This is a genomic window from Microcoleus sp. Pol12B4 (assembly GCF_036701385.1).
Classification (GTDB): Bacteria; Cyanobacteriota; Cyanobacteriia; order Cyanobacteriales; family Microcoleaceae; genus Microcoleus.
The window spans coordinates 1-15,767 of the sequence record NZ_JAUBQR010000027.1; the positions used below are offsets into that span (position 1 = coordinate 1).

The 15,767-nt window shown below is 46.1% G+C and carries 8 protein-coding genes and 1 pseudogene; 2 read left to right on the forward strand and 7 right to left on the reverse strand.

From position 1 onward, the window contains the following. The 5 genes and pseudogenes from QUA38_RS06090 to QUA38_RS06110 all read right to left on the reverse strand — a co-directional run. Positions 1 to 545 (reverse strand): annotated as a pseudogene (locus QUA38_RS06090) (alpha/beta hydrolase); the annotation flags it as partial. A gap of 623 nt (positions 546 to 1,168) precedes the next feature. Continuing rightward, positions 1,169 to 2,785 (reverse strand): serine hydrolase, encoded by a 1,617-nt coding sequence (locus tag QUA38_RS06095; RefSeq protein WP_333160107.1) that lies wholly within the window; start codon positions 2,783 to 2,785, stop codon positions 1,169 to 1,171. 3 nt (positions 2,786 to 2,788) lie between these two features. Continuing rightward, positions 2,789 to 2,971 (reverse strand): hypothetical protein, encoded by a 183-nt coding sequence (locus tag QUA38_RS06100; RefSeq protein WP_333160109.1) that lies wholly within the window; start codon positions 2,969 to 2,971, stop codon positions 2,789 to 2,791. 71 nt (positions 2,972 to 3,042) lie between these two features. Then, entirely contained in the window at positions 3,043 to 3,777 is a 735-nt protein-coding gene (locus QUA38_RS06105) for a calcium-binding protein (RefSeq protein ID WP_333160110.1), read from the reverse strand. 347 nt (positions 3,778 to 4,124) lie between these two features. Next, positions 4,125 to 7,937 carry a Calx-beta domain-containing protein gene (locus tag QUA38_RS06110; protein ID WP_333160112.1) on the reverse strand — a complete coding sequence of 1,271 codons (3,813 nt, stop codon included), beginning with the start codon at positions 7,935 to 7,937 and terminating at the stop codon, positions 4,125 to 4,127. A gap of 288 nt (positions 7,938 to 8,225) precedes the next feature. Here QUA38_RS06110 and QUA38_RS06115 point away from each other — a divergent pair, with 288 nt between their 5' ends. Then, on the forward strand, positions 8,226 to 9,578 hold the full coding sequence (locus QUA38_RS06115; protein ID WP_333160114.1) for an AAA-like domain-containing protein: 1,353 nt from the start codon (positions 8,226 to 8,228) through the stop codon (positions 9,576 to 9,578). On the opposite strand, the gene QUA38_RS06120 is transcribed toward QUA38_RS06115, so the two are convergent. Beyond that, entirely contained in the window at positions 9,575 to 10,432 is an 858-nt protein-coding gene (locus tag QUA38_RS06120) for a calcium-binding protein (protein ID WP_333160116.1), read from the reverse strand. The two genes, QUA38_RS06115 and QUA38_RS06120, sit on opposite strands and share 4 nt — an antisense overlap. Before the next feature lie 79 nt (positions 10,433 to 10,511). Further along, on the reverse strand, positions 10,512 to 11,399 hold the full coding sequence (locus QUA38_RS06125; protein WP_333160118.1) for a calcium-binding protein: 888 nt from the start codon (positions 11,397 to 11,399) through the stop codon (positions 10,512 to 10,514). Between the two features lie 298 nt (positions 11,400 to 11,697). Between QUA38_RS06125 and QUA38_RS06130 the strand changes: the two genes are divergently transcribed. Continuing rightward, positions 11,698 to 15,450, forward strand: a complete 3,753-nt coding sequence (locus QUA38_RS06130) for a WD40 domain-containing protein (RefSeq protein ID WP_333160119.1) — start codon at positions 11,698 to 11,700, stop codon at positions 15,448 to 15,450. Positions 15,451 to 15,767 lie beyond the last annotated feature (317 nt).

Sequence of the window (15,767 nt, forward strand, 5' to 3'; positions counted from 1 at the left end):
GGATATTTGCCAATTTGCATCGGCCGATAAAGGTTTAGTTGCAGTGAAACTCCGTCAGGGTTGGCAAATCCAATAGCACGATCGATCCTAACCTTTCTGAGGGGAATTCCTCGGAACGCATCTGTGAGGATAAACGGTTGAGGGCGTAGCTGCGCGCGTAAAGCTTGAGGAACCGCTGCTAAATAGTTTTCCCCTAAAACTGCTTGCATTTGGGTAGCTACCGCTGCATTGGCTGCTGGGAACTGCATCAGGGGTAGCAGGCCCAGGATGAGGGCGAACAGGTTACAAATTGACAAAATAATGTAGACTTTGCCTTGATGCCGTCTGAGCAGGTTCAGCAGAAGGGCGATCGTATTGATACCGACCAACCAAGGACTGATTTCTGGTGCTCCCACCGCCAAAGGGTACAGGAACATCGTGGGTGCTGGTACGATGACCCAGAGACTGAGAAATAGGGCGATCGCACTCAGAAACCAAGAAATAAATGGCCAGACTAAGAACGTTGCCAATAAAGGTAACTTTTTGCGGTTCTTCTTGTGGATCATCGGATTTTCGCAGCCTAATTTTTAATAAGTTTAAACTAATATCATTGTCCTAAAATAGGCTAGAATGATAGCGAGAATTTAACCAATATTGCCTCAAAGTAGATTACCAAAAAGCATTAATTTAAAACCTAAGCCGTTTAAATTCATTTAATCGCCTTGCGGCACAAACAGGATAAATCTTTCGGAAACGAGTTCTTACATCACTATGGCATAAATTTTGAGAATTGGAAGTACATTTTAGATTCAAGCATTAGCTATAGCCATTCTAAATCATTTATGAATTTTTTACTCCCTCCCCTTGGCAAGGGGAGGGTTGGGGTGGGGCAAAAATTTACGACTCCTGCAAGGATTGCTACATGACTGATGGCTATCGGGTTTGAACCTTTTCTTGAATTGCATTTTTTTGAAACTGGTAAGCTAAGGCACATCTAAATTTTATAGTCAAGTGTGATGAAATTATTGTGCGTATCTTGCCCCCCCTAAAAAACAAGTTAGATGCCCGACAGCTTATCAACAGCGCTAATTCAGTTGAATTAGGTGGAGCAACTTATAATCTGCGTCAAGAGCTTTTTTAGCGGGTAAAATGAATAGTATACATTGCCTAAACTACACCGCTATAACTTTTATTTTTTAACCGCACGAGGTGCAACGAGATTCCAATTTACCTGAGAAACACCGTACAAAATAAAATTATTCAACATTCCGTAAGCATCCCCGCAATTATAGCTTTTAGCCTCAACACATTTGCGATCGGCATTCTGATTGACAGCCACAAAAATATCAACTCCATCCGGCAACACACCCGCATACATCTTCAAATTAGCAAAATCATCAAGGATGCGACCGTTATCATCCACCGGCGGCAATTTCCACTCTTTCGGATTATTATTGCCCCCTAACTGGATTGCCCAAGCATGAGTACCGTCTAGCGCTCCGTTGTGGGCAGTATATCGATTCCAAACCTTATTTCGCTTTTCTCCGATGCGCGGGTTATTCTCATAACCGCCCACCCAATATTCTGACATGAATTTGAGAAAAATTTCAGCTTCCGCAGCAAGCGAACCAGTACCGGGACTCAAATCAGTGTTTCTGCTGCTAAACGGAACTTGGCTTAAATTCCAAGACCAATTTATTCTCCCCGGCTTCGGATTTAGCCAAGTCGAAAAATCGCAGAAACTACCCTTCCAGATGCAGTGCGGTCGCTTCAAATCCCATCCTTGACCATAGTAAGTTTTCCCGTTCCAATGGCGTTTTTTCGGCTCGCGATCGCCAATATTTTCTACTTCTTGGCTCATGAAAATTCCCCGGTCAGCCGCAGTAGGAATTCCTAACTCGGTTTTGAAGAAAACCTCCAAAGCCGAACCTTGATGAGTTGCTGGTTTACCCATTTTAGCAGCATAGCTGCCGGAAGCCACCAACTGCTGCAAAATAATCGTAGGAAATGCGGGACTGGTATTAGAATAGTGATATTGACCGAGAGGATACTGAAGGCATCGCCCTGCCAAAACCTGCATAGTTTCTGTTAAAGTAGGACTCGGCAAAAAATAGCCTGCGCTAGGAGAAATGCCGAGTTGATTTTTTGCTGAACTGACAGATTTGCTGCCCCATTCGTTGAGAAGTAGCTGTTCTTGTGCTTGGAAATCGGCTGCTGTTTTCAGATTGCGAAGCACTGACAAATTTGCAGTTATATCTTGACCGTATCGGGGCGCGCTCCGCTGAAGTCCAGATCTGTGCGACAAAAAATGTCCGAGGGTAACGTTTTGCCACTGTTTGTCGGCTAATTCCGAGTTAAGATTGGCGCAATTACTGTCTTTAACTGCAACGGGAAATTTTACTTTCCCCGAAAATACGGCGTGCAAGTTTTCAGGGATAATCGCTACTGGATATTGCTTGTTCAGACCGGGAATTAGCGGCGGATAATGCTGGGGGTCGAACAATTTCATCCCTTCAATTTTGTCGTCACTCAGTTCTAAACCGGCTCGATCGCGCGCTGCCTTTTTCAGCGCCCAGCGCACCATTGCAAAGGTAACAGGCTTGCTGATACTGCCCATACGCATGGGGGTATCTGCGGCGACTGGGGGAGCCAGAGGAGCCTGCATATCGTCGCCGCAAGCCGGATTCCAGTTATTAGTAGGTCTGCCTTTCATGCGGCCGAGACCCCACACACCGACGGGTTTACCTTTAACAGAAACACCGAGTACGGCCGCACCGACGCAGCGGTGGCGCATGAATTCTGTCAACGATTACAAAATCGGCTGGAGTTGCGCGTCACCGCTACCGCTAACGGGGATATTTTCTTGCGCTAAAGCTGTGTTGTTGTTGGCCTCTGAAAGCTTTCCCAAGCCTGCTATGAGGATAGCTGAAATCAAGGTCAAAGTTGTGCAGACAAGTTTGTTGAATTTTCGGCAATGATTCGCAATTTTCATGATAAAAAGCTCCCGATTGAAAAAAGTAGGGCGGTGCTCTGCTGCCCGCCCTTTGACAGCGATAATTAAGGCTATTGAGGGATAGGAGGCGCGGATAAGAATACTTGATTTGGGTTGACATTAGTTAAGTTTGTGCTTTGTACAACGCCAATCAAGTTATCCTTGTAGAAGATACCAGTATCTTGAACATTGTTGCCGTTCCAATCGCCGGTTTTGAGGGAATATCCGTCCGCTAAATTACCTTTAATTTGGATTTTATCTTGACCTAAACTAAAATCCGTAATTGTCGCATGGCCAGTTCCGAGGTAGTAAACGTTATTAACGTTGCCGAGTACAAAGGTGTCTGTTCCCGCCCCGCCGGCGAGAGAATCGGATTCGCTACCTGCGCCGATACCCTTACCAGCGCCCGAAAAATTAGCACCGTCAAGGTAATCGCTGCCGTCGCCGCCGATGAGATAATCTTTGCCGCTTCCTCCGAATAGATAATCGTTGTGCAACCCTCCCGATAGGGTATCTTTACCGCTGCCTCCGTATAGGAAATCTTCGCCAGCTTCGCCGTATAATTTATCGTTGCCGGCGTCGCCATTTAAGTTGTCGCTGCCGAAGCCGCCGTAGAGGAGGTCATCTCCGCCGCGGCCGAACAATTTATCGTTGCCTTGATAGCCGTAGATTGTATCATTTGCAATCTGAATTTGACCTTGATCGTCGATCTTCCAATCGTCTCCAACTAAGGATTTGTGGAATTGACCGTTGCCGTTGACAGTGTTGTTGTCGTCGAATTGAGTACCGTTGATAACTGATGACATTTTTGTTGCTCCTTTTTGTTGTGGACTTGGTGCAATAGCAATTGCGACCCAAGCAATTTGTTCTATGTAAACCAGTTTCTTCTCAAATCGAGTTAGCGACAATGGGAATAAAATCAGGTAATTTAAAAGCCTAAAAAAGGGTGTTTGGCAACGATATATCCGAAAAAATCAGGTACTCAAAATATTAAAGTTGGAAAAAGTCAGGTTGGCGATCGTAATTTTTAGGTCAGGACTTACGCACTCTGACCAAAGAAACCTGGTTTTTTACCGAATCTGCGGGTCACAACCTGCGTATTTTGGTAAAAAAACCTGGTTTCTGAACCCCCAAGCGCAACTACAAACAAATTTTAATATCCTAGTTGTGTAAGTCCTGATACGTTATTGAGAGTAGCTAAAATTTGACCGGTTGCTGTCAAGCGGATTAAGGTGTCGCTGTTGGCTTGAGTAATTGACAGTTGAGAGGAAGTCAAACCTCTACTAAGGGCGATCGCATCTTTTCCGGGTTCAAAATCTAGAATGGTATCCGTCCCTGAATCTGCCCAAAGCAGAAGACGATCGTTTCCACTTCCTCCAATTAAAAAATCATCTCCCAAATCGCCACTTAAAAAGTCGTCTCCCGCTCCCCCAAATATGGTATCATTGTCTTTTCCTCCCCAAATCGTATCATTTGCTTTACAGCCATCAAGTAGGTCGTTATTTTCATCACCCTGCAAGTAATCGTTGCCACCGCCACCACAGGCAGTATCGTCACCTACATTTCCCAACAGATTATCGTTGCCTTCACTGCCTAAAATTAAATCTCTATCCTTACCTCCCCATAAGAAATCGTTTCCTTTGCCCCCATCTAAAAAATCCGAGTCTTCGTTGCCGTGAATGAAGTCGCTATCTTCTCCGCCATTGAGTGAATCTTCTCCTCGATTTCCAAATAATCTATCTCTTCCTTCATTACCAAGAATAATGTCTTGATTGTTGCCACCAAAAAGCAAGTCGTCTTCGGTTCCACCAGAGATAAAGTCGTTGCCTTCGTTACCGTTTAAAAAGTCATTTCCTTCGCCGCCAAACAGGTTATCGTTACCTTCTTTTGCCTGGAAATAATCCTCGCTGCTGCTGTCGTCGAATGTCTCATTGCTAGCAGTACCTGTGAGGGGTAGATCGATCGTACTATTCACAACTACCTTTTCTACAGGATTGGGTTGGTTGAGATTTGGGAGGGATAGAGAGTTACAAAGGCAATCTTCTGTCGGAATTTCTGTCGGTGTCGGAGTTGGTGTTTCTGTCGGAATCGGTGTCGGAGTTGGCGTTGGTGTTTCTGTCGGAATCGGAATCGGTGTCGGAGTTGGCGTTGGCGTTTCTGTCGGAATCAGAATCGGTGTCGGAGTTGGTGTTTCTGTCGGAATCGGTGTCGGAGTTGGCGTTGGCGTTTCTGTCGGAATTGGTGTCGGAGTTGGCGTTGGTGTTTCTGTCGGAATCGGTGTCGGAGTTAGTGTTGGCGTTGGCGTTGGTGTTTCTGTCGGAAGTGGTGTGGGAGTTGGTGTTGGCGTTCCTGTCGGAATCGGTGTGGGAGTTGGCGTTGGTGTTGGCGTTTCTGTCGGAGTTGGTGTGGGAGTTGGCGTTGGTGTTGGAGTGGGATTAGAGTCATCACTATCATCATTGAGAATGATGCCCCTACTTTGGTTGGGGGCGGGATCGATGGTGGCGTTGGTGGCGTTGTTGAGGGTAACGCTGAAAGTTTCATTCGCCTCGAATTTGTTGTCGCCGTTAACAATTACAGCGATCGTTTTTGTTAGCGCTTCTGGCGAATTAAAGATGAGATTACCGTCATTATCTTCGTAGTCGAGATCGCCCGTAGTAGCAATACCGTCATCTGTCTTGTAGTTAACAGTAATGGGCAAACCAGAAGCATTGGAGAGGCTAACGGTGTAGTTGTAGGCAGTTGTGCCTGTATTGCCTTCAGCTTGGTTAATTGTGGCGGGGGCGATGCTGACAGTTGGAGGGTTATCGTTATCTGCAATTGTCAAAACTGCATTGTTGTATAGATCGCCAACTGTAGCATTTCCCGTGGGATTAGTTAGAGATAAATTAACCGTTTCGTCAGCTTCGTCGATCGCGTCATCGGCGATCGGAATAGTAACAATTTTTGGTGTCGTATCGCCCGCGGCAAAGTTAATCGCGATCGGCGTATTGGTGTAGTCAGCAGCAACAGCAGTGCCATCCGTCAGCGTCAGCGTTGCCCCAACTGCACCTTTGTTACCACCGATGCGATTGACGGTAATTGCAGTACCTACAACTGTACCGTTTTCATTCACCGTGTAAGCGGGGTTGCTAAATTGCAGTAAGCCGGGGGAAGGTTGAGAAAATTCCGAAGTATCGTTAGTTGCTAAGTTAGTAGCAGTAGTGACGATCGCCCCTGTTGCAGTTAAAGGCGGCGATGTAAAATTAGCATTGCCCGCAGCATCAGTCGTGACATTAACAAAGTTGAGATAAGTTTGTCCTTCGCCGTTACCGCCGGGATCTAAGGCAGTATTGTCAAAAAATTCGACGCGGAAAGTCGTACTGGGAATGCTGTTGAGAGTGCCACTAATAGTAATCTTGTCGCCGCTAGCAGTTGCCGAGGTTAACACCGGGAAATTTTGCAAGCCGTTTCCGCCTGTATCACCGTCTCCCAAGTCGTTTGGGGTAACGCCGTCGCTATTTGAGGGATCGGCATCGTTATCGAGATCGATGCCTAAACCATTATTAGAAAAGATAGAATTGCCTAAAATTGCCAAACCGTTGCCACCAGTCACTTGAATGCTGCTCCTACCGTTAAAGCCGCTGCTACCGCTAAATGCGATCGTGTTGCCTTCCCCTGCTGCGGTACCGCCGATGCGGTTATTCACACCTGTACGTATAGCTAGGACGTTGTCCAAGGTATTAGGTAAAGGAGTGCTGCCGTCAGCTTGCGTGCCGATATAATTGCCGATAACGCGGTTGCCAGTTGTCTCGTTGCCAGTGACATAGAAGCCGGATCGATTGCCGGAAATGACATTGCCTTCTTGCGGTGTCGTGCCGCCGATGATGTTGCTTTCGCCATTAGCGATAGTGATGCCGATCGTATTTCCCAAAGCGGCAGTACCGCTGATATTTGTGCCGATATAGTTGCCGAGAACGCGGTTTGTCGCAGCTACAGCGCTTAAACTAGGCCCTGTGCGAAAAATAATACCCGCACTCAGACTGCCAGAAATGATATTGCGTTCTTGAGGCGTCGTTCCGCCGATAATATTGTTAGAAGCGCTGCCAATAAAGATGCCATAGGCACTTCTTCCTAGCGCTACATTACCCGTGATATCAGTGCCGATGAGGTTGCCGACAACTCGATTTTGACTGGCAGTTAGGCCGCTAATCTCAATTTCGCTACCAAGGCCCGCATGGCCAGAAATCAGGTTGTCCTGAATCAGGTTTTCAGGCGCATTCGAGATGATGATGCCATTGGTGTTGAGCGCATAGGTGATCGCAACAGTACCAGTAACATCAGTGCCAATGCGGTTGTCGATTACTTGGTTGTTGCGCGCAGCGATGCCGGAAATCTCGATGCCAAGCGCGCTATCTAAATAGTTCTTGCCAGAGATTAAGTTGTTCTCGATTCGATTATCTGGAACGCCATCAATCCAGATCCCCCTGTGATTGCCCCGATTGACCGTACCCGCAAGATCCGTGCCGATGTGGTTGCTGAGGAGCTCGTTGCCGCCATTGGTTTGCAAGCGGATGCCTGTAAAGATAAATCTGTTGATCGCTAAACCTCGCACGGTACTGTTCCCAGCAGTGATATCAAGTCCCACCATCTCAACTCCGGGGAGGTTGCCGCTGAGTTCCACCAGTGGCAAACCGTTATAGCCCGCGCCGCCTTGACTCCAACCATCGATGATCACTGGATCGGAGATCGGCGGCAGTGCGGATAGAGGCTGAATTAATTGCTGAGAACCGATCGCCCCGATATTAAACGCGATCGTATCGCGATCGGCCGCAGTACCGACAGTACCGTTAATCTGTGCTTGTTCTGCCACTGTCAAAGCAGGAACATTCAGAGTGCCATTCGCAATCAGAATTGCCTCTCTAAGGGTGAGGACGGCATTCCTGATATCCGAGTCATCTGTGCTATTAACGGTAATGGTAGCAGCCATAATTTTTCTCCTTATACCCTGGTGTTGGCGAGGTTCGGCTATTGTTGGTGAGGCGATCGATAATTGCGATCGGGCTCGGCAATCAACTTGCTTCTAAACCAGTTTATTTTCTAAGAACAAAAGCGACCAGGGGAGTAAAATCAGGCGTTTCTACAAGGACTGACAGTAAAAACTCAGGTTAAATCAGTTAAAATAGGGAAAAGTCAGGGTAACTTTCCAGTGCAGGAACAACTGCTCTCTTGCAAGCATCTGCATACTTACGTATATGGGTACTTACCCGTCAATCCCATGAACTCAGAATTAGAATTCTCTTGGAGCAAAACCAAAGAATCTGCCGATCGTATTTTTGCTCAAAACACCGGCAAACATCTCAGCGACATCGAAATGAAAGTCCTTCAAGGTTCCTGGGAAGGAAAAAGTTACGATGAAATCGCCAAAACTTACGGCTACAGTGCTGAATACCTCAACAAAGATGTCGGCAATAAATTGTGGCACAAGCTTTCAGAAGCCTTAGCAGAAAAAATTACGAAGAAAAATTTTAAAGAAGCTCTGAGGAGATTTGCATCGCAAGAGTCCACTCAATATATTAACACCAACCTGCTCTTACAACCACTGACTGTGGCAAATTTGCAGTTTCCCGAAGGCTCGGTATCATTAGATTCTCCTTTTTATGTGGAGCGTTGCAACATTGAATCTTTGTGCTGCGAGACAGTTGTGAAACCCGGTTCGCTGATTCGGATTAAAGCACCGGAGATGATGGGCAAAACTTCACTGATGAACCGAATTTTAGCGGGCGCTGTTCGGGAAAACTATCACGCAGTTTATCTTGATTTGAGCGCTGCCGACCGAGGAATATTAACAAATCTTGATAAGTTTCTGCGCTGGTTGTGCTTGATGGTAAGCCGACAGTTAAAGTTAGAAAACAAGTTAAACGAGTATTGGGATACCGATATTTTGGGCAGCAACGATAACTGTACGGTTTACTTTGAAGAGTATTTGCTGGCAGAAACAGAAACGCCTCTGGTTTTGGGCTTGGATGAAGTCGATCGCATATTTCCCTACACCGAAGTAGTTGAAGATTTTCTGGGGATGCTGCGAAGCTGGCACGAAAAAGCCAAGATTTCGGATATCTGGAAAAAACTGCGGTTGGTAATGGCGCATTCTACCGAAGTTTATATTCCTTTAGATATGAATCAATCTCCGTTTAATGCGGGGGTTCCCGTTGAGTTGCTGGAGTTTGACAGCCAGCAAATTCACGATTTAGCTCGGCTGCACGGCTTGGATTGGGATGAGGGGCAGTTGCGAGAGTTAATAAGTGCGATCGGCGGACATCCTTATTTAGTAAGATTGGCAATGTATGAGATTAGTTGTGGCAAAATCTCATTAGCTCAGTTATTAGAAAATGCGGCATCAGAATCTGGAATTTACAGCAGTCATTTGCGAAAGCATCTGGAAATACTGCAACACAATCCAGAATTAGCTTTAGCTTTGAAAAAAGTTGTCAATTCTGCCGAACCAGTTGAATTAGATTCCATGCAAATTTACAAATTGCACAGCATGGGAATTGTGCGGCGGCAAAACAATTATGTCATGCCGCGTTGCAATTTGTACCGCGAATATTTCTGCCGCGTTTTAGGTTAAAAAGCGGAGATGAACACCTGATTGGGGTTGACATTGGTAATATTTTGGTCTTGCACAACACCAATTAAATCACCCTTGTAGAAGACTCCAGTGTCTTGGACATTGCTACCTTCCCAGTTGCCAAGTCCAAGCGAATAACCGTCTGTTAGAATGCCTTGAATTTGGATTTTATCGCTTTGAGTTAAGCTAAAGTCCCTAATTGTGGCGTAGCCATTTCCGAGGTAGTAAACGCTATTTGCGTCACCCAACGCGAACCTGTCGTTTCCAATGCCACCTGTGAGGATGTCGAATTCATTTTCCCCAAAGCCGAAACCAGTAAGTTGATCGTTACCACTTCCGCCCAAGAGACTGTCATTGCCGATACCGCCAAGCAGAGCATCGTCTAAATTACCACCAATCAGCCGATCGTTACCAGGGCCGCCAACTAGATAGTCGTAGCCAACGCCGCCATATAAAATGTCATTACCAGCGCCACCATCGAGAACGTCGTTGTTAGATCCACCATCTAGATAGTCATTTCCACCAAGACCCAACAATATATCGCTTCCTGCATCACCATAGATTGTGTCAGATCCCAGCGTTAATACAGGGCCATTGGGGCCTTGCATCCATTCAGGATCTTTACCAACTAACTTGGGTCGGAATTGACCGTTATTGAAGGTATCGTCGTCATTGAAAGGGGTTCCATTAATAATTGCCATTTCAGTTGCTCCTTGTTCTTCAAAATTAGGGCGTAGAGATTGAGCGAAACCCACGTAGATGAATTTTTTTTGTGTAGGCAAGGGTGCAAGTTCGATGACGGGCGTCGCCACATTCGACTTGCACCCAGACGAGCGGTTTCCAACCGCAGGCAAGCGGGGTTTTTTCCCTTAAGTTGACACGCCCAGAATGGGCGGAGCGAAGTGGAGTGTGTGCAGCGCCCTACAGATAGAATTACACAAAAGAGAGGGTTAAATCCGCAGTCATTGTGTCCGAAACTACGGCAATCATGTCACCTTGATAAAATATTTTTGTGTCTTTCAGAGAGTCATTGCCGTAATTGTAGTATCCCGATACAAATTCGTAGTCTTGCTTTTTACCGACCATCAAAATTGCATCTCCATCTGCTTTCTTAAAGTCCCGAATAATTGCATAAGCGTGCTCGCCTAAGCCATCTAAGTAAGGAACTTCAAACTCTGGGGCGTCGATAACTAGCGAGAATGTATCGGCTCCCGAACCGCCAATTAAGGTATCGACTTCATAATAATCGTATCCATCGCCATTGGCGTGACCCACAAGAAAATCGTTGCCGCTATTGCCTTCTAGCCAATCGGAATCGCCACCGCCATAGACTTTATCATTGCCAGTACCGCCAAATAGGAAGTCGTCACCGTCAAGGCCTTTGAGTGTATCTGCACCGCCACCGCCAAAGATGTCATCGTCCGTGTAATGCTTTCCTACTAAGTAGTCATTTCCTGGCGTTCCCTGTATGTTGTCATTGGGTAAGCCACTGATTTTATCAATGCGGCCGAATAAGCTGTTAGTAGAGTTGCTATCTGTGGCGATGACTTCACGTATTTCTACCATTGGATTACCATCGTCTTCTGTCCGGGGAACATCGGTGAAGTCTTCAATAAAAGGGGATTTATTGGGATTCGGATCGCCATCGGTGTCTGTCCGGGGAACATCGGTAAAGTCTTCAATCAAACCGAATTTATTAGGCTTAGGATTCGGATTATCTGAATCAGGGTCTTCCTTCCGGGGAACGTCGGTCAAGTCTTCAATTAAACCGAATCTCAGGGTAGAAATGTTAGCGTCGGCGATCGTTCTAAGTTCTGTCATGGTAGTAATCCTATTTATGAGTGTATTCTGAGTTTGTCAAAGCGCTAAGTGTTTGTATTTGTTTGCTGCACCTTTCGCTTTCTGTTATCAGTGTCTTCGTAAAAATCTTGAACTGCAATGGTGATAAAATCAGGTATTATAGGAACTGATAAAGAGCTTCGCACTCGGAATTTATCGGAAAAAATCAGGTGCAGCCTGACAAAGCATCATCAAAATCAGCAAAAATCAGGTTTTTTAATAAATCTCTACATAGTCAGGTTTGCGATCGTACAATCAAATCTAGATTTTGGTGCAGGCAATGATGAAAGAATCTCTAGTTAGTTATGAATATCAGATTGGCGGGAGTCTCCCCGCAGATGCGTCGAGTTACGTGACGCGACAAGCAGACTGGGACTTTTACGAAAGTTTGAAAGCCGGTGAGTTTTGTTACGTTTTGAATTCGCGGCAAATGGGCAAATCTAGTTTGAGGGTGCGGGCGATGCAAAAATTGCAAGCTGAAGGTACTGTTTGTGCTTTTATCGATTTAACTGGGATTGGTAAGGAAGATGTAACTCCCGAAAAGTGGTATGCAGGCATTGTCAATTCTTTGGTCAGTAGCTGTCAGCTAGGTAATAAAATTAATTGGCGGAATTGGTGGCGCGATCGCCGGGATTTGTTATCGCCCCTCCAACGGTTTAGTTTGTTTATTGAAGAAGTTGTTCTAGTTGAAATTGAAGCAAGTATTGTTATTTTTATTGACGAGATAGATCGAGTATTGAGCATGAATTTTTCGGCTGATGAGTTTTTTGCTCTGATTCGCTGGTTTTACAATCAAAGAGTTGACAATCCTCTGTACCGGCGTTTGACTTTTGCGCTGTTGGGGGTGGCGACGCCTTCGGATTTGATTGCTGATAAAACTCAAACTCCTTTTAATATTGGTAAGGCGATAAATTTACGCGGTTTTCAGATTGATGAAGTGCAGCCTTTAATTGATGGTTGGAAGGGCAAAGTTGCAAATCCTGAAAGTGCGATCGCAGATATTTTGGATTGGACGGGGGGACAACCTTTTTTGACCCAAAAGCTGTGCAAGTTGGTGCTGGCTCAGGTGTTTGAGAGGATTAACCGCAGAGGCACAGAAGGCGCTGAGAAAGACAGGCAGGATGCCGGTTCCACCACCACAGAGGAAGAGGAGGAGGGAGTTGAGGGGTTGGTGAAGTTGCGGATTGTGGAGAATTGGGAGTCTCAGGATGAGCCTGAACATTTGAAAACTATTCGCGATCGCCTGTTGAGAAATCAGCAAAAAGCGGGGCAGTTATTGGGGCTGTACCAGCAGGTTTTGCAATCCGCGAACCCCCCCCAGCCCCCCCTTGCTAAGGGGGGGCTAAATGCTGCTATTTCACCCCTGGGAAAGCAAGAAATAGCCACTCTTGCTCCCCCCCTTAGCAAGGGGGGGCTGGGGGGGGTTCTTGCTGATGGCAGTCCCGAACAAACGGAATTGCGACTGTCAGGTTTAGTGGTGCAACAGCACGGAAAATTAAAAGTTTATAACCGAATTTATGCCGAAATTTTCAATCTTGAATGGGTGGAAAAACAGTTAGGAAAGCTGCGGCCTTATTCAGAAAATTTTAATGCTTGGAATGCTGCCAATTTTGAGGATAATTCGCGGCTGTTGCGGGGTCAGGCACTGCAAGAAGCTTTGGAATGGGCAAAATATCAAAGTTTAAGCCATCTGGATTACCGCTTTTTAGCGGCGGCTCAAGATTTGGAAAAGCGAGAAGTTGAATTGGCTTTTGCACTGCAAGCTGAGGAAAGTCAAATATTGGCACAAGCTAATGAAACTTTAAGTTTGGCTCAGCATCAAGCTAAAACAGAGTTAACTTTAGCAAAAAAACAAGCTAGAAAGATAATTGCGATCGGCTCGACAATTTTAGGGATATCTTTAGCAGCAGCTATCGGCGTACAATTGCAAGTAATTAAAGCAGATCGAGAACTCGCAGAAACTAAAATAGTGCTCGAAAGTTTGTCTTCAAAGACAACTTTAGCCTCAAACCCTTTTCCAGCACTGATCGAAGCACTGCAAGCAGCACATAAACTTAAAAAATTAGAGGCATTCAGTCCGGCAAAATCCGAAACTAAGATGCAAGTATCGATCGCCCTCCAACAAGCAATTTACAGCATCCGAGAGCGCGATCGGCTCCTCGGCCACCAAGCTGTCGTCAGAAACGTCGTTTTCTCGCCCGATGGCAAAATCCTCGCATCCGCTAGCGAAGACGATACTGTCAAACTCTGGAACCGAGACGGCATCTTACTCAGAACCCTCACCGGACACCGCGACAACATTTGGACTGTAAGTTTCTCACCTGACGGCAATACGATCGCATCTGCTAGTGACGATGCTACTATCAAACTCTGGAACGTCGAAAACGGCACAGAAATTAGAACCCTTACAGGGCATAGGGGCTGGGTGAGAGGAGTCAGTTTTTCTCCCGACGGATTGGCGATCGCATCTTCGGGTTCCGACGGCACTGTCAAACTCTGGAATCCAGCAGACGGCACATTACTTCAAACCTTTACGGGGCATAGGGGGTGGGCAACCAGCGTCACTTTTTCGCCCGACGGGTTGGCGATCGCATCTTCGGGTAGCGATCGCACTGTCAAACTCTGGAATCCAGCAGACGGAACGGAAATCGCCACGCTGAGGGGCCATACCAATGCTGTCAGAAGTGTCAGTTTCTCCGACGACGGCAAAACCCTGGCATCCGCTGGTGAAGACGGTTTAGTCAAGCTGTGGGATGTCCAAAAACTGACTCTCCTCAAAACCCTGCAAGCCGACAGCCAACAAGTCTGGAACGTCAAATTCAGTCCCAGAGGCAGCCGCAACCCAACTCTGGCTACCGCTAGCGAAGACGGCACCGTCAAATTGTGGAATTTATCGCAGTTAGGAGACATTGAGCCTCAAATGCTCAAAGGACACAGCGGCAGGGTTGCCAGCCTCAGTTTCAGTCCCGACGGCCGCACTTTGGCAACGGCAGGGACTGATCGCACGGTACGACTCTGGAACCTCACCGGCATCGAACCGAAAGTTCTCGAAAGCCACCGCCGTCAGGTTTTCAGTGGGAGTTTTTCGCCCGACGGCAAAACTGTTGCCTCCGGTAGCAACGATCGCACTGTTAAATTGTGGAATGCACAAAACGGCAGAGAAATTAAAACTTTTTTAGGACATCGAGGTGCTGTCACCAGCGTCAGTTTCGCCCCTGACGGCAAAATTTTAGCATCCGCAGGAAGCGATCGAACTATTAAATTGTGGAACCTAGAAACCGGAACCGAAATCAAAACTCTTTCAGGACATCAAAGGGGAATTGACAGCGTTGTTTTCAGTCCCGACGGTAAAATTTTAGCATCAGCAGGAGTCGATAAAACTGTTAAATTGTGGCATCTAGAAAGCGGTGCCCAAATCAAAACTTTTACAGGACACCTCGAAAGAGTTAGAAGTGTCACATTCAGTCCCGATGGCAAAACTTTAGCATCCGCAGGGAACGATCGCGCCATCTATTTCTGGGATTTAAATAATTTAGAATCTACCCCACGAAGGATTTTGAGAGCGCATAACAGCCGAATTACCAGCCTGCGTTTCAGTCGCGACGGCAAAATCTTAGCATCCGCCTGCGATGACAGTACAATTAAATTGTGGAATCGAGAAACTCGCACCGAAATCAAAACAATCCAAGGACACGGAACTTGGGTAAAAAGCATTAGTTTTAGTCCCGACGGCAAAACGATCGCATCTGCAAGTTTCGATCGCACAATTAAACTGTGGAATGTAGCAGACGGCCCCACCGGATCGGCGGCGCTGCCCCTACAAACTTTTGAGGGACACAGCGATCGAGTTAATGACGTTAACATCAGTCCCGACGGGAAAACTCTTGTTTCTGCCAGCGATGATTCTACTTTAAGAATCTGGAATTTGGAACTTGATGTAGATAATTTAATGAAACTAAGTTGCCAATGGCTGAGCAATTATATTGCTAATCATCCCGAAGAAAAAGCGATCGCAGAAATCTGCAATCCTTAAAAAACAGGACTTACACAACTGGCAGATTAAACAAAGGTATGTTGTTGCACTTCAGCGCTATTTGATATCCTAAGAGCGAGTCGAGCGCCATAACATACCTAAAAGTCTTGTGACTGTTGCGTAAGTCCTGAGATTAAAGAATTGGCAACGACTAACGAAGTAAGGGTTGGGTTCACGGCCCTACAGTTGGATTCTTTTGTTACTGGTATAAACAAGCGCCCAAGATAGAGCTGGCTATTTAAGTTTGTTTGGTAGGTAGCTTGACAAAAATTTATTCTTTGAGAGATATTTAAATTGTCAAAAATGCTATTTTTTTG